The sequence below is a fragment of the Amycolatopsis australiensis genome (assembly GCF_900119165.1).
In the GTDB taxonomy this organism is placed as follows: domain Bacteria; phylum Actinomycetota; class Actinomycetes; order Mycobacteriales; family Pseudonocardiaceae; genus Amycolatopsis; species Amycolatopsis australiensis.
The window spans coordinates 5,872,359-5,885,890 of record NZ_FPJG01000006.1 but is presented as its reverse complement, the minus strand read 5'-3'; the positions used below and the strand labels follow the sequence as shown (position 1 = coordinate 5,885,890).

Here is a 13,532-nt window from a genome sequence, read left to right as displayed (position 1 = left end):
AGGGCCAGTGAGCACGGAAGCCTTCGACGCGATCGTGATCGGCGCGGGCCACAACGGGCTCGTGGCGGCGAACGTGCTGGCCGACGCCGGCTGGTCGGTGTGCGTGCTGGAGGCGACGCCGGTGCCGGGCGGCGCGGTGCGGACCGCCGAGGTCACCGAGCCGGGCTTCCACAACGACCTGTTCAGCGCCTTCTACCCGATGAGCGCGGTGTCCCCGGTGATCCGCGGCCTGCGGCTGGACGAGCACGGCCTGCGCTGGCGGCACGCGCCCGACGTGCTCGCGCACGTGCTGCCCGACGACCGGTGCGCGGTGCTGTCGCGGGACGTCGACCGCACGGCGGCCTCGGTCGACGAGTTCGCGCCCGGCGACGGGGACGCGTGGCGGGAGTTGTTCCGGCAGTGGCGGGAGATCCGGGAGCCGTTGCTGGACGCGCTGTTCACGCCGTTCCCGCCGGTGCGCCCGGCGCTGAAGCTGCTGCGCCGCACCGGAACGGCCGACGCGCTGCGCCTGGCCCGGATGCTGACGCTGCCGGCGCGCCGTTTCGGCGACGAGCTGTTCACCGGCGACGGCGCCAAGCTGCTGCTGGCCGGGAACGCCGCGCACAGCGACCTTTCGGTCGACAACGCCGGCAGCGCGGTGTTCGGCTGGCTGCTGGCGATGATCGGCCAGGACGAAGGATTCCCGGTGCCGGCGGGCGGCGCGGGCGAACTGGTGGCGGCGCTGGTCCGCCGTCTGGAGTCCCGCGGCGGCGTGGTCCATTGTGGACGCCCGGTGCGGGAGGTGCTGGTCGGCGGCGGACGGGCGCTGGGTGTCCGTGACGGTGCCGGCGATCCGGTCCGGGCCCGCAAGGCCGTGCTGGCCGACGTGCCGGCGCCGGTGCTGTACGGCGAGCTGGTGGACGCGCAGTGGCTGCCGTCACGCCTGCTCGAGGACCTCGGCCGGTTCCAGTGGGACAGCGCGACGGTGAAGGTGGACTGGGCGTTGTCGGGACCGGTGCCGTGGACGGCGGAGGCCGCGCGGGGCGCCGGGACGATCCACCTCGGCACGGACCTGGACGGGCTGTCGGCGTTCGGCGGCGACCTGGTCCGCGGCCGCACGCCGCGCAAGCCGTTCCTGCTGTTCGGCCAGATGACGACGGCCGACCCGAGCCGTTCGCCGTCGGGCACGGAGTCGGCGTGGGCGTACACGCACGTGCCGCGCGGCTCGATCCCGAACCGCGCGGCACTGGAGCGGCGGGCGAAGCGGATCGAGGAGACCGTGGAGGCGAACGCGCCCGGGTTCACGGGCCTGATCAAAGCCCGCTACATCCAGGGCCCGGAGGAGCTGGCGGACCACGACCCGGGCCTGGTGGGCGGCGCGATCAACGGCGGCACGACGGCGATCCACCAGCAGCTGTTCTTCCGCCCGGTGCCGGGAACGGGCCGGTCGGACACCCCGGTGGACCGCCTGTACCTGGCGGGTTCGTCGGCCCACCCGGGCGGAGCGGTCCACGGCGGCCCGGGAGCGAACGCGGCCCGCGCGGCACTGGCCAGGGCGGGGAAGCTGGGGCCCGGGTACGCGGCGGTGATCCGGGCGGCCCACCGCGCGGTCTACGGCTGACCCCGCCGGCCGCGCTTACGGGCGGGGGCGGCCGTCCTCGGTGCGGGCGTGCTTGCCCGTCGCCAGGTCCGCCAGGCGGGCCAGGGACTCCGTGTTGCGGGGTTTCACCAGCAGCGCCTGCAGCGGCTCGGGCAGCAGCTTGCCCGGCCCGCGGACGATGTGCTCGGTCATCCTGACCAGCGTCTTCCCCTCGCCGTGCGGGACGAGCGTCAGGCCGACCGCCGCCGCGCCCAGTGGCCAGCCGTGGGCTTCCAGGGACAGCGACAGGCCCGGCTCCATCGCCGTCACCACGGTCTCGTCCTGGATGTGCAGTGGCCACGGGCCCACGCTGTGGTGGATCCGCGATCCCACCGCCGGCCAGTCGCCTTCGACGTCGCGGATGTGCGAGCTGCCGACCACCCAGCCCGAATAGAGCCAGCCGTCGGCGAGGACGTCGAACACGGCCTCGGGCGGTACGTCGATCACACGGCTTACCTCGGGCACGGCTTCCTCCTGCGTCTCGGCGGGCAATGGAGGCATACCCAGTCGCGGACGGGGTATGCCCGCGCCGACGACGCGGAGGTGACGACGGTGGCCGGACGGGAAAACACACCCGAAGGACCGGGTGAGCTGACCAAGCGCACCTGGGGTGCGGTGCTGAAGCGCACCTTCAAGCAGTTCAACCGCGACAACCTGACCGACTGGGCCGCGGCGCTCACCTACTACGGCGTGCTCTCGCTGTTCCCGGGCATCATCGTGCTCACCGCGATCCTCGGCCTGCTCGGCCCGGACACGATCCAGACCGTGATCGACAACGTCCGGCAGATCGTTCCCGGCCAGGGCAAGGACATCCTCGTCGGCGCGATCGGGGAGCTCGCCGGCTCACGGGGACTGGCCGGGCCGCTGGCGATCATCGGCCTGCTGGGCGCGCTGTGGACGGCGTCGGGGTACGTCGGCGCGTTCATGCGCGCGTCGAACGCCATCTACGGCATGCCCGAAGGACGCCCGATCTGGAAGACGATCCCGCTGCGGATCGCGCTGACGGTCGGCATCGTCGTGCTGCTGGCCGCGTGCGCGCTGGGGGTGGTGGCGACGGGCACGATCGCCCGCCGGATCGGGGACGCGATCGGGCTCGGCTCGACCGGGGTGCTGGTGTGGGAGATCGCCAAGTGGCCGGTGATCGCGCTGCTGGTCAGCCTGGCGTTCGCGTTGCTGTACTGGCTCGGGCCGAACGTGCGGCAGCCGGGGTTCAAGTGGCTGACGCCGGGCGGGCTGCTGGCCGTGGTGCTGTGGGTGCTGGCGTCGGCGGGGTTCGCGTTGTACGTGGCGAACTTCGGTTCGTACAACAAGACCTACGGCTCGCTGGCCGGGGTGATCGTCTTCCTTGTATGGTTGTGGATCTCGAACCTCGCCGTGCTGCTCGGCGCGGAGCTGGACGCCGAGGTCGCCCGCGGCCGCACGCTGGAGGCGGGGCACGAGGGGGATCAGGAGGAGCCGTTCCTGCCGCCGCGGGACACGAAGGCGATGGACGAGGACGAGGCCGCGCGAGTGGCGAGGGAAACCGAACGGAGCTGAGGATGGCCTGCCGGATCACCGAGCTGGTGCTGGACTGCCGCGACCCGGACCGCCTGGCGGAGTTCTGGTGCGCGGTGCTCGGCTACGAGGTGATCGGCCACGAGCCGGACGGCCTGGAGCTGGGCCCGCCGGGCGTCCGGTTCGGCGATGGCCCGCCGACGCTGATCCTGGCCCAGACGGACAACCCGCGCCGCGGCAAGCTGCCCCTGCACATCGACGTGAGCCCGGCGGGCACGGACCAGGAGACGGAGCTGGCCCGCCTGCTGGCGCTGGGCGCCCGCCGCGCGGACGTCGGCCAGGACGGCACGGAGTCGTGGGAAGTGCTGCAGGACCCGGAGGGCAACGAGTTCTGCCTGCTGCGCAAGGACGTGGGCGCGGCCTGACAACGCGCGCAGGGATCGCCTCCACGCGACCGGCGGATCATCCGCGTGTGACCCGCGCAAGGGTAGAGGCGCGGCCTGACAACGCGCGGTCAAGGCGGCGAAGCCGCCAGTCGATCACACTTTCCCCCGCCCCGCCCAGGCCCTCAACCCTCGTCGCTCTCCGCGGCACAGCGACGCCACTGCACCCGGTCACCGGCCCGGTCGGCATGCCAGACGGGCGTGCCTTCCGACTCCCACGTGGGCACGAGCCGCCCGGTGACGACCCGTCCGCGGGCGACCCGGCCGAACAGCTCGACGCCGTCGGCGCGCCGGGACGCCGGGATCCAGGCCGGGAAGCGGGTGCGGGGCAGTTTCCGTTCGATCCACTCGCGGGCGGAGCCTTCGCTGCCGTGCTCGGACTCGACGATGCTCGACACCGGGCCGCCGCCGCCCACGGCGAGGCCGATCGACGCGCGCCAGCGCACGGAAGAGGCTTCGGGAGTCATCGCACCCAGGGTCCCGGACGACCGGGTCCGCGGGCCAGTACACGTCCGGGTGGATCGACGCTCACTCACCGTGCCTCCTCGCCGCGAGCGGACCGGGTGCCGTCTGGAGACTTCCCCGGCCGGGTGACCTTCAATCACGCGCGGCTGAGCAGCCGGGCGCACGCCTTCTCCAGCACCGCCCGCGCGTCGTCGCCTTCGAGGCGTCCCGCCCGCTTCAGCGCCAGGGCGATCGTGCGCTCGTTGCGGTAGGCCTCGACCAGCCGGGGGTCCACATAGGACGACCGGCACACCGCCGGGGTGTTGCCGAGCGCCTGGGACACCTCCTTCATCACCTTCGCTTCCGCGCGCTTGCGGGCGGTCTCCGACGTCGGCGGGTCCGCCGCGGCGAACGCGGCCGCGGCCAGGACCGTGGCGTTCCAGGTGCGCATGTCCTTCGCCGTGCAGTCCTCGCCGGCCAGCTCCTTGAACCGCTCGTTGATGTCGGCCGCGTGCACCTCGTGCCAGCTGCCGCCCTCGCGGTACACCAGCAGCCGGTCGCTGCCCGAGCGGCTGCGCAGCAGGGACTTGACGACCGAAGCCAGCGCCGCGTCCCGGATCGCGACCTCCCGGTCGAGACCGCCTTTGGCGACGTAGCAGAACCGGCACTCGTCGCCGCGGACCGCCGCGTGTTCCCGCAGCAGCGTCGCGACGCCGTGGGTGCCGTTCTCCTCTGCGTACTCCTCGCCGCCGGTGCGGAAGATGCCCCGGTCCAGCATCCGCAGCGCGGCCGCCAGCACCCGTTTCCGCGTCAGCCCGGAACCGGCGAGATCCTCCTCCACCGAGGCGCGCCACGCGGGCAGCCGGCGCGCCATCGCCAGCACGCGGTCGTGCTTCTCCTCGTCGCGGTCCCGCCGCCACTGCTCGTGGTAGAGGTACTGGCGCCGCCCCGCGTCGTCGGTCCCGACGGCCTGGATGTGCCCGTTGGGGTACGGGCAGATCCACACGTTCCGCCACGCGGGCGGGATGACCAGCCCCTTGATCCGGTCGAGCAGCTCCAGGTCGGTGACCGGCGAGCCGTCGGGCATGGCGTAGGAGAACCCGCGGCCGCGGCGGATCCGCCGGATGCCGGGGCCGCTCAGGTCACTGCGCCGGAGTCGGGTGCGTCCCATCGCCGCGAAATACCCGCCCGGCGTACCGGGAAACCATGATTGCCCGCCGCCGGGCCGGGTACGCGGTGGGTAACCCACCGGAAGGGAGCGGTTCGCATGACCACCGCCACCAGGCCGCTGGCCGTCGTCACCGGCGCGTCCAGCGGCATCGGGCTCGAGCTGGCGAAGCAGTTCGCCCGGCACGACTTCGACCTCGTGCTCGCCGCCGAGGACGCCGAGCTCGCCGCGGCCGCCGACGAGGTCCGCGCGTGCGGGGCCGAGGTCGAGGCCGTCCGGACCGACCTCGCCGCCCCCGACGGGGTCGAGGAGCTGGCCCGGCGGCTGGCCGGCCGCCCGGTCGAGGCGCTGGCCGTCAACGCCGGCGTCGGCGTCAACGGCGAGTTCGCCGGCGACACGCGCCTGGAGGACCAGCTGACCGTCGTCGACCTCAACGTGCGCTCGGCCGTGCACCTGACCAAGCGGATCCTGCCCGGCATGGTCGGCCGCGGGCACGGACGGGTGCTGTTCACCTCCTCGATCGCCGGTACGTCGCCGGGGCCGTACCAGGCGGTCTACGCCGCTTCGAAGGCGTTCCTGACCTCGTTTTCCGAGGGCCTGCGGGGCGAGGTGAAGGACAAGGGCGTGACCGTGACGGCGATGCTGCCCGGTCCGACCGACACGGAGTTCTTCGAGCGCGCCGACATGGAAGACACGAAGCTCGCGGCCGGCGCCAAGGACTCCGCGGCCGAGATCGCCGAAGCCGGGTACGCAGCGCTGATGGCGGGCAAGGACAAGGTCGTGCCGGGCATGGCGAAGAACAAGATCCAGACGGCCGCCTCGCGGGTGCTGCCGGACGAGGCGAAGGCGAAACAGCAGGGCAAGATGACGAAGCCCGGATCGGCGGACGCATGAGCGTGGTCAAGGAAGTCGCGGCGAAGGCGAAGCAGGTCCAGCGCGGGTATGCCGGAGACGCCGACCGGCCGTTGGCCGGCTACGTGGGCGTGATGGCGACCTACGGCACGCTCGTCGGCGGCCTGACGGCGCTCGGCAGGCTCCTCGGGAAACGCCTGCCGAGCCGGTTCGGCCTCGGCGACACCGTGCTGCTGGGCACGGCGACGTTCAAGGCCAGCCGGCTGCTGGCCAAGGACGCCGTGACCAGCCCGTTGCGCGCGCCCTTCACCCGGTACGAAGAACCGGCGGGCGACGACGAGCTGAACGAGTCCGTCCCCGGCGAAGGCCACGTCGAGCACGCGCTGGGCGAGCTGCTGTCGTGTCCGTTCTGCCTGAACGTCTGGGTCGGCACGGGTCTGGCGGCCGGCCTGGTCATCGCGCCCCGCCCGACCCGGCTGGCGGCGACGGTCCTGACGGCGGTCGGCGTGGCGGACGCGCTGCACCTGCTCTACGACGCGGGCAAGAAGCTGGCGTCGGGTTAGCCGGTGAGCCCGGCCAGGTCGCCGGGCGGGTGCGGCGGCCGGGCCGGCTCCGCGAACACGCCGTCGTGGTCGCTGGCCTGGACGCCGTCCACCGGGGCGGTGGCACCCCGCCACGGCCGGCGGCCCCCACGGGCCGGACCGCACCGGCACGCAGCCGATCCGGCGACCGGTCTCCAGCGGCGTGTCCCCGGCGCGGACCAGCGCGTTGGCCGGGGTGAACGTGTGCCCCGGCTCGGTCGGGACAGCCGCTCGCCCACGCGTCGGCGTAGCAGACGCTCGTGGCGTCCAGGGACTGCTTGCCGGGCCCGGCGGCGCGTCCAGTCCGCCGAGCAGCACCACGTGTTCTTCGGGCCGGGGGAGCAGCTTTTCCACGAACCGGGCTGCGCGCAGCGCCTGCGTCTCGCGGCGGCGACCGCATCAGGCCGTCCGGATCGCGCGGCCCACGGGCCGCTGGCCGATCTCGTGCGTCTCGCCGACCGGCCAGCCGGCGTACCGCGGTGCCGGCACGTCACGGTCGGCACGCGCAGGCGGCTCATGCGGGCCCGCGGCGCAGCGGGCGGACCGCCGGGCCCTGCACGACTTCGCCGTCGACGCCGAACCGCGACCCGTGGCAGGGGCAGTCCCACGTCTTTTCCGCGTCGTTGAACGAGACCAGGCAGCCGAGGTGGGTGCAGTGCGCGCCGACCGTGTGCAGCTGCCCGGCTTCGTCGCGGTGGGCGGCGACGAGCTCCCCGCCGACCCGGACCACCTCGGCGTCGCCCGGCTTGAGGTCGTCGAGCTTCTCGGACCGCCACAGCGCGGCCACGTGGTCGCCGACGAGGTACTTCGCGACGGTGAGGTTGTCCTGGGCGACGCCGAGCACCGAGCGGGCGTCGAAGCGGTTGGGGTCGAACAGGTCCGCGGCCGGGTGCGGCTCGCCGAGGATCCGCGCGGCGAGCACGTGCCCCGCCGCGGTGCCGCCCGTCATGCCCCACTGGCCGAAGCCGGTGGCCACCCAGAGGTGGTTCGTCCCCGGCAGGTACCGCCCGACGTACGGCAGCATGTCCACAGTGGACATGTCGTGGGCGGACCAGCGGTGGGTCACGCGGTGCAGGCCCGCGTGCGCGTCCGCCCAGCCGGCCAGCCGCCGGTACCGGCGCTCGACGTTGACGTGCGCCCCGACGCGGTAGTGCTCGCCGCCGGCGATCACCATCGGCGTGCCGTGCTCGGTGTACCCGCGGACGGAGTGGTGCGTGTCGGCGTCGAGGAACATGCCCGCGGGCGGCGTGTTGCCCGCGGCCGGGCCCGCCACGACGAGGTCGCGGACCGGGTCCAGCCGGGCGAAGTACAGGCCGCGGTCGAGCACGGGATAGTGCGTCGCGACGACGACTTCGCCGGCCAGGACGTCGCCGCGCGACGTGCGGACGGTCTGCCCGTTCAGCGCGGTCGCGCGCGCGTTTTCGACGACGGTGCCGCCCGCGCGCTCGATCTCCGCGGCGAGGCCGAGCAGCCATCGGCGGGGGTGGAAGTGCGCCTGCCCGGTGGTCCGGACCGCGCCGAGGGCGGGCACGTCGAGCGCGATCTCTTCGGCGAACGACGCGGGCAGACCGGCCGCCGCGGCCGCGTCCGCTTCGCGCTTCAGCGAGTCGACGGTGTTCTCGCGCGTGGTGTAGACGTAGCTGTCCGCGCGGGTGAAGCCGCAATCGATGCCCAGTTCGGCGGCCGTGGCGGCGATCCACTCGACGGCGGCGGCCTGTGACTCGGCGTACGTCTTGGCCGCGCCGGCGCCGTGCCGGGACGTCAGGTCCGCGTACTTCGCGCCGTGCTGGGCGCTGACCTTCGCGGTGGTGTGCCCGGACACCCCGGCGGCGACCCGCTCGGCCTCCAGCACGACCACCGAGCGGCCGCCGCGCGCGAGGAGCAGCGCGGTCGTGAGGCCCGCGATGCCCGCGCCGAGCACGACCACGTCGGCTTCCGGCGGCACCGGGACACCGGTGCGGTCCGGCGCGGGGGCGGTCTCGACCCACAGGGACAGCGGTTCGGGCAGAGCGGTCATACCGGCGGATGCCCGCTGACGAGCGGATCAAACCGGCCATCCGGCCCCGTTTCGGCGGGTCCGCGGGGCGGGTAGCCCGTCGGCATGAGTACCGACATCTTCGTGATCGGCCTGGACGAGGAGAACCAGCGCGTACTGGACCGCCTGCCGTGGGCCGGCACCTACCGGTTCCACGGCCTGCTGACCCCGGAAGACCTCCAGCACGGCGAAATCGACTTCGAAGCGCTCCTGAAGACCGCGCAGCACGAGCTGGACGCGTTCGACGGCGAAGTCGGCGCGATCGTCAGCTACTGGGACTTCCCGGCGGCGTCGCTCGTCCCCATCCTGTGCGCCCGCTACGGCCTCCCCAGCGTTTCGCTGGAGGCGGTGCTGAAGTGCGAGCACAAGTACTGGAGCAGGCTGGAACAGAGAAAGGTGATCGACGAGCTGCCGAACTTCGGCATCGTCGACCTCGACGCCGAAAAGCCGGCGCCGCCGGCGGGCGTCGGGTTCCCGATGTGGCTCAAGCCGGTCAAGTCGTTCTCCTCGGAGCTGGCCTTCAAGGCCGAGAACGAGGCGGAGTTCGCCGAGGCCGTCGCCGAGATCCGCGACGGCGTCGGCCGGGTGGGGGAGCCGTTCGGGTACGTGCTCGAGCAGGTCCGGCTGCCGCCGGAGATCGCGAAGGTCGGCGGCGCGGCCTGCCTGGCCGAGGAAGCCCTGCACGGCGTCCAGGCCGCTGTCGAAGGGTACGTGTACCAGGGCGAGGTCGTCGTCTACGGCGCCCTCGACTCGATCAACTACCCGGACAGCTCGTCGTTCCTGCGCCACCAGTACCCGTCCCAGCTGGGGGAGGAGCCGGTCCAGCGGATGCGGGACGTGGCCACGCGGGTGATGAAGCAGATCGGCTTCGACAACGGCACCTTCAGCATCGAGTTCTTCTGCGACCCGGAGTCGGGCCAGGTGTGCCTGCTGGAGATCAACCCCCGGCACTCGCAGTCGCACGCCGAGCTGTTCGAGTTCGTCGACGGCGTCGCCAACCACGAGATCATGGTCCGCCTCGGCCTGGGGCAGGACCCGGGACGCCGTCCCCACAAGGGGAAGTACCAGATCGCCGCGAAGTGGTACCTGCGCCGGTTCGAAGACGGCGTCGTGACGCGCGTGCCGACACCGGAAGAGATCGCGGCCGTGCAGGACCGCATCGACGGCACCCAGATCGAGATCGTGCCCGAGGTGGGGCAGCGGCTGTCCGACCTGCCCGAGCAGGACAGCTACAGCTTCGAGCTGGCGCACCTGTTCGTCGCCGCGCACACCGAGCACGAGATGGTGCAGAAGTACCAGGCGTGCGTGGACGCGCTGCCGTTCGAGTTCGCCGAAGCGTGAACGCACCGCGGCTCGCCGGCGCCGGGTCGGGTTCGGACAGTCCGAACCCGACCCGGACGGCGAGCCGCGGGGGACCGGGCGGCGGGGGTCAGCCCTGCTGCGGGTCCGTGTCGTCGTGGGGGTCGCCGCTCGAGGTGCCCTGCTCACCGCGGAGCGTCTCGCGCTGGGCCTGCGGGGTGTCGCCGTGCGGGTCGTCGCCGCGGGCGCCCTCCGCCGGGTCCGTCGGGTGCTGGGTGCGGTCCTGGGACGTCATTTCGATCCCTCCGTCGGAGTCCTGTCGAGGGCCGGATACCCGGCGCTCATCCGCTCAACCACCGGCGCCCGATCCGTTTGCGCCGATCTTCGCCGGGTAGCCGGGGAGACGACGCGGTTGTCCGCCGGCGAGTGCGCCGGGCCGCGGCGAGGTGAAGGAGACCGAGATGACCACGTCGGCGGAACCCGTCCGCCCGGGCCCCTTGGCCGCCCGGCCCGTCGTTCACCGGCCTGTGCCGCCCACCCCGCGGCTGCTGCGGCTGCCGGGCGTCTACCGGCCCCAAGAGGACACCGCGTTGCTCGCCGCCGCCATCGAAGACCTGGTCGTCCCGCCGGGCGCGCGGGCCCTCGACCTGTGCACCGGCACCGGCGCGCAGGCGATCACGCTGGCCCGCCGCGGCGCGGAAACCGTGCTGGCGCTGGATCTTTCCCGCCGGGCGCTGGCGTCGGTGCGGCTCAACGCCCTCACCCAGCGCCTGCGCGTCCGCCCTCGCCGCGGCGACCTGGCAACCGCGCTCGGCGAGGGTCCTTTCGACGTCGTCGTCGCCAACCCGCCGTACGTGCCATCTCCGGAGCCCGCGGTCCGCTCGACGCGCGGGTGGGACGCGGGCCCCGACGGCCGCGCGGTCCTGGACCCGCTGTGCGCGCAGGCCGACACCCTGCTACGGCCCGGCGGGACCCTGCTGCTCGTCCAATCCGGACTGTCCGACGTGGACCGGTCACTCACGACGCTGACCGCGCGCGGGCTGCGCGCCGAGGTCGTCCGGCGGGCCCGGATCCCGTTCGGCCCGGTCCTTTCCGGACGGACGGCGTACCTGGAGGCCGCCGGCCTGATCGAGCCGGGGCAGCGGATGGAGGAGCTGGTGGTGCTGCGTGCCGACCGCTGAACGGCCACGCCGGGTGACGGTGGTCCCGGGCGGCCCGGTCCTCGTGGAAGGACCGGTCGAGCTGTGCACACCCGAAGGTGAAGTCGTGAAGTCCGATCGGTTCGTCGTCGCGGTGTGCGCCTGCCGGCGGAGCAAGCGGTTCCCGTTCTGCGACACCAGCCACCGGAAACGCGTGCGCACCCGGGAAAACTGACCGGTGGCGGCCTCCGCGGAGGCCGCCACCCCCGTGTCAGGCCAGCGGCTGCCGCAGGGACGACTTCCCGGCCCGCCAGCTCTCCAGCAGCCCGGCGCCGAACCGGCCCTCGAGGAACTCCGTCGCCTGGATCCCGAACACGATGTCGGCGGCCAGCTCGGGCTGCTGCGCCAGCAGGTCGCCGAGGACGTCGTGGCGCATCACCTGTTCGTGGACCGCGTCCGCTTCGATGTGCTCGGTGTAGAAGAACCGGCACGCCTCGGGCGCGCCGAGCCGCCGCAACGCCTGGTCCATCCGCTGCGCGGACGGCGCGGTCGTGATCTCGGCCGCGGCGAAGTGACCGCACAGCGCGCCGCGCAGCGACCGGTGCAGGCCGAACAGCGACATCATGTTGACCACGGCCAGCATCGAGCCCGGTACGTGGTCGATCAGCTCCAGGTAGCCGTCGGGCAGGCCGGCCGCCGCCAGGAGGTCGGCGTACAGGCGGGCGTGGACGCGCTCGGCGCGGCCGCCGCCGAACTCGTCGAACTCCACGGCCACCAGCGCCGCCTTGGCGCGGCCGCGCAGCCGCGGGATCACCCACGCGTGCGGGTCGGCCTCCTTGTGGTGGTAGATCGAGCGGTGCGCGAAGTACTCCCGCACCTGCTCCCAGTCGCCGTGGTCGCGCAGGAAGTGCGACACGCCTTCGACGTCGACCGGTTCCACGAGCAGCGTGTCGAGCTCGGCACCGACGTCTTCGCCGCCCGGCACGTTTTCGCGCAGCGCGGCCAGGAACCGCGCTTCCAGCGCGCCGCGCAAGCGCAGCAGCTCCGGGTCCCACTCCCAGTCGGCCGACACGCCCGGCAGGCCCTGGTAGTGCAGCTCGTAGCACAGGTGCAGGGCGAGCTGGAGGTCGTCGCCGAGCGGGTCGGCGTCCGCCGGCCCGTCGAAATCCAGGTCCGCGCGCGGCTGCTCACGGAGCAGGGTCCGGAGCACCGACTCCGACAGCGGGCCCCGCGCGGCGGGCAGGGTGGTCGCGGCGGGGGTGAAGGTCGTCATGGCCGGGGACTACCCGGTGAGCCGCGTTCCATGCCCGGCGGGCACGGTCCGCGCGGTGAGCCAGCGCACCGCCTCCGCCGTGCCGCGCCCGGCCACCGCGCGCTGCTGCGCCGAGCCGGTGCCGTCGGCACGCAGGGTGGCCACGAGCACCTGGACCTCGGCCAGGTCCCCGCTGTCCTCCAGAGCCGTCCGCACGTGCTCCAGCAGCGCTTCGACCAGCGTCCACGCCGGGCGGCGCGTCTCGTCGCGGGCGTCGACGAGCAGGCCGGTCAGCCCGTGCCGCGCCGCGCCCCACACCGCCGCCGCGGCCACCTGCGGGTTCAGCGGCGTGGCTTCCCGGCCGCGGGCGACGTCGTCGAGGGCCTGCCGCACCAGCGCGCGGCTCAGCAGGGCCTGCAGGACGGCGTGGTCGACCGTCAGCGCGGTGTCGGCGACGCGCAGCTCGACCGTCGGGAACCGGCCGGACGGGCGCGCGAGCCAGAACGTCTGGTCCGGGTCGACGAGCGCGCCGCAGTCGACGAGCGTGTCCACCACCCGCCGGTACTCGGCGTGGTCACGCAGGTGGGGCGCTACGCCGGAGCCCGGGAAACGCGACTGCAGGACCATCCGCCAGCTGTGGTAGCCGGTGTCGCGGCCGTGGTCGAACGGCGCGTTGGCCGAGAGAGCGAGCAGCGTCGGCAGCCAGCGGCCCAGGTGGTTGACGACGGCGACCGCCGTGTCGGGATCGGGCACGCCGACGTGGACGTGGCACCCGCAGGCCTCGTAGTCGGCGACCACCGCGCCGTACGCGGCGTCGATGTCGGCGTAGCGGCCGGTGGCCGCGGGCGGCGCCGCCGCCGGTCCGGGCCCCACCGGCGTGCCCGTGGCCAGCAGGGCGCAGTCCTCGGCCGCCGCGGCCCCGGCCAGCACCCGGCGGGCCGCCGTCAGGTGACGGCGGAGCTCCGCGGCGGTCGTGCAGACGCCACTGGCGGCCTCGATCTGCGTGAGCCGCAGTTCGCGGTGCACGCGGACTCCTTCGGGCAGCGGACCGTGGTGGCGGTAGCGCGCCAGCACCGGCTCCGCGCACGGCGACGCGTGGCCGGTGCGCGGGTTCACGAGGAGGAACTCCTCTTCGACACCCATCGTGGGCGGGCCGTCGGGCATGGGAGGCTCCTTCCGCGCGGACGCTGGCGCCGGATACCCGTTC

At 73.7% G+C, this 13,532-nt stretch carries 15 protein-coding genes; 8 read left to right on the top strand and 7 right to left on the bottom strand.

Annotated elements, in window-relative coordinates; all coding sequences use genetic code 11:
• Window positions 1–7: 7 nt before the first annotated feature.
• Window positions 8–1,600, top strand: coding sequence for a phytoene desaturase family protein (locus tag BT341_RS28745; RefSeq protein WP_072479250.1), 1,593 nt, complete (start codon window positions 8–10; stop codon window positions 1,598–1,600).
• Between the two features lie 15 nt (window positions 1,601–1,615).
• Here the strand turns inward: BT341_RS28745 and BT341_RS28740 are convergent, their stop codons facing one another.
• Window positions 1,616–2,083, bottom strand: coding sequence for an SRPBCC family protein (locus BT341_RS28740; protein ID WP_072479249.1), 468 nt, complete (start codon window positions 2,081–2,083; stop codon window positions 1,616–1,618).
• A gap of 87 nt (window positions 2,084–2,170) precedes the next feature.
• Here BT341_RS28740 and BT341_RS28735 point away from each other — a divergent pair, with 87 nt between their 5' ends.
• Window positions 2,171–3,154 carry a YihY/virulence factor BrkB family protein gene (locus BT341_RS28735; protein WP_245805137.1) on the top strand — a complete coding sequence of 328 codons (984 nt, stop codon included), beginning with the start codon at window positions 2,171–2,173 and terminating at the stop codon, window positions 3,152–3,154.
• Between the two features lie 2 nt (window positions 3,155–3,156).
• Window positions 3,157–3,537 (top strand): VOC family protein, encoded by a 381-nt coding sequence (locus BT341_RS28730; protein WP_072479247.1) that lies wholly within the window; start codon window positions 3,157–3,159, stop codon window positions 3,535–3,537.
• Between the two features lie 143 nt (window positions 3,538–3,680).
• Here BT341_RS28730 and BT341_RS28725 read toward each other — a convergent pair whose 3' ends face one another.
• Both BT341_RS28725 and BT341_RS28720 read right to left on the bottom strand, forming a co-directional pair.
• A complete protein-coding gene (locus BT341_RS28725) occupies window positions 3,681–4,022 on the bottom strand; it encodes a hypothetical protein (RefSeq protein ID WP_245805136.1) in 342 nt (113 codons plus the stop codon).
• Window positions 4,023–4,156: 134 nt separating this feature from the next.
• Window positions 4,157–5,170, bottom strand: coding sequence for a DNA topoisomerase IB (locus BT341_RS28720; protein ID WP_072479245.1), 1,014 nt, complete (start codon window positions 5,168–5,170; stop codon window positions 4,157–4,159).
• Window positions 5,171–5,266: 96 nt separating this feature from the next.
• Here BT341_RS28720 and BT341_RS28715 point away from each other — a divergent pair, with 96 nt between their 5' ends.
• Both BT341_RS28715 and BT341_RS28710 read left to right on the top strand, forming a co-directional pair.
• A complete protein-coding gene (locus BT341_RS28715) occupies window positions 5,267–6,061 on the top strand; it encodes an SDR family NAD(P)-dependent oxidoreductase (RefSeq protein ID WP_072479244.1) in 795 nt (264 codons plus the stop codon).
• Complete coding sequence (locus tag BT341_RS28710; protein ID WP_072479243.1) at window positions 6,058–6,582, top strand: DUF1360 domain-containing protein; 525 nt, start codon at window positions 6,058–6,060, stop codon at window positions 6,580–6,582. Before BT341_RS28715 ends, BT341_RS28710 begins: the two co-directional genes overlap by 4 nt.
• A gap of 532 nt (window positions 6,583–7,114) precedes the next feature.
• Here BT341_RS28710 and BT341_RS28705 read toward each other — a convergent pair.
• Window positions 7,115–8,617: an FAD-dependent oxidoreductase gene (locus BT341_RS28705; RefSeq protein ID WP_072479242.1), complete on the bottom strand. Its 1,503-nt coding sequence runs from the start codon at window positions 8,615–8,617 to the stop codon at window positions 7,115–7,117.
• A gap of 84 nt (window positions 8,618–8,701) precedes the next feature.
• Between BT341_RS28705 and BT341_RS28700 the strand changes: the two genes are divergently transcribed.
• Entirely contained in the window at window positions 8,702–9,976 is a 1,275-nt protein-coding gene (locus tag BT341_RS28700) for an ATP-grasp domain-containing protein (RefSeq protein ID WP_072479241.1), read from the top strand.
• An 88-nt stretch (window positions 9,977–10,064) separates the two neighbouring features.
• Here BT341_RS28700 and BT341_RS45525 read toward each other — a convergent pair whose 3' ends face one another.
• A complete protein-coding gene (locus BT341_RS45525) occupies window positions 10,065–10,229 on the bottom strand; it encodes a hypothetical protein (protein ID WP_177328910.1) in 165 nt (54 codons plus the stop codon).
• Between the two features lie 166 nt (window positions 10,230–10,395).
• On the opposite strand from BT341_RS45525, the gene BT341_RS28695 reads away from it, so the two are divergent.
• On the top strand, window positions 10,396–11,115 hold the full coding sequence (locus BT341_RS28695; RefSeq protein WP_072479240.1) for a HemK2/MTQ2 family protein methyltransferase: 720 nt from the start codon (window positions 10,396–10,398) through the stop codon (window positions 11,113–11,115).
• Window positions 11,102–11,308: a CDGSH iron-sulfur domain-containing protein gene (locus BT341_RS28690; RefSeq protein ID WP_072479239.1), complete on the top strand. Its 207-nt coding sequence runs from the start codon at window positions 11,102–11,104 to the stop codon at window positions 11,306–11,308. The genes BT341_RS28695 and BT341_RS28690 overlap by 14 nt, the downstream gene beginning before the upstream one ends.
• 36 nt (window positions 11,309–11,344) lie before the next feature.
• Here the strand turns inward: BT341_RS28690 and BT341_RS28685 are convergent, their stop codons facing one another.
• Window positions 11,345–12,346 carry an iron-containing redox enzyme family protein gene (locus BT341_RS28685; RefSeq protein WP_072479238.1) on the bottom strand — a complete coding sequence of 334 codons (1,002 nt, stop codon included), beginning with the start codon at window positions 12,344–12,346 and terminating at the stop codon, window positions 11,345–11,347.
• A gap of 9 nt (window positions 12,347–12,355) precedes the next feature.
• Complete coding sequence (locus BT341_RS28680) at window positions 12,356–13,489, bottom strand: carboxylate-amine ligase (RefSeq protein ID WP_072479237.1); 1,134 nt, start codon at window positions 13,487–13,489, stop codon at window positions 12,356–12,358.
• Window positions 13,490–13,532: the final 43 nt, after the last annotated feature.

What these genes read in the sequence shown, in the direction of transcription:
- BT341_RS28730 (WP_072479247.1), top strand. Translation starts at nt 3,157, where the DNA reads ATGGCCTGCCGGATCACCGAGCTGGTGCTGGACTGCCGCGACCCGGAC.
- BT341_RS28725 (WP_245805136.1), bottom strand. Translation starts at nt 4,022, where the DNA reads ATGACTCCCGAAGCCTCTTCCGTGCGCTGGCGCGCGTCGATCGGCCTC.
- BT341_RS28720 (WP_072479245.1), bottom strand. Translation starts at nt 5,170, where the DNA reads ATGGGACGCACCCGACTCCGGCGCAGTGACCTGAGCGGCCCCGGCATC.
- BT341_RS28715 (WP_072479244.1), top strand. Translation starts at nt 5,267, where the DNA reads ATGACCACCGCCACCAGGCCGCTGGCCGTCGTCACCGGCGCGTCCAGC.
- BT341_RS28710 (WP_072479243.1), top strand. Translation starts at nt 6,058, where the DNA reads ATGAGCGTGGTCAAGGAAGTCGCGGCGAAGGCGAAGCAGGTCCAGCGC.
- BT341_RS28705 (WP_072479242.1), bottom strand. Translation starts at nt 8,617, where the DNA reads ATGACCGCTCTGCCCGAACCGCTGTCCCTGTGGGTCGAGACCGCCCCC.
- BT341_RS28700 (WP_072479241.1), top strand. Translation starts at nt 8,702, where the DNA reads ATGAGTACCGACATCTTCGTGATCGGCCTGGACGAGGAGAACCAGCGC.
- BT341_RS45525 (WP_177328910.1), bottom strand. Translation starts at nt 10,229, where the DNA reads ATGACGTCCCAGGACCGCACCCAGCACCCGACGGACCCGGCGGAGGGC.
- BT341_RS28695 (WP_072479240.1), top strand. Translation starts at nt 10,396, where the DNA reads ATGACCACGTCGGCGGAACCCGTCCGCCCGGGCCCCTTGGCCGCCCGG.
- BT341_RS28685 (WP_072479238.1), bottom strand. Translation starts at nt 12,346, where the DNA reads ATGACGACCTTCACCCCCGCCGCGACCACCCTGCCCGCCGCGCGGGGC.
- BT341_RS28680 (WP_072479237.1), bottom strand. Translation starts at nt 13,489, where the DNA reads ATGCCCGACGGCCCGCCCACGATGGGTGTCGAAGAGGAGTTCCTCCTC.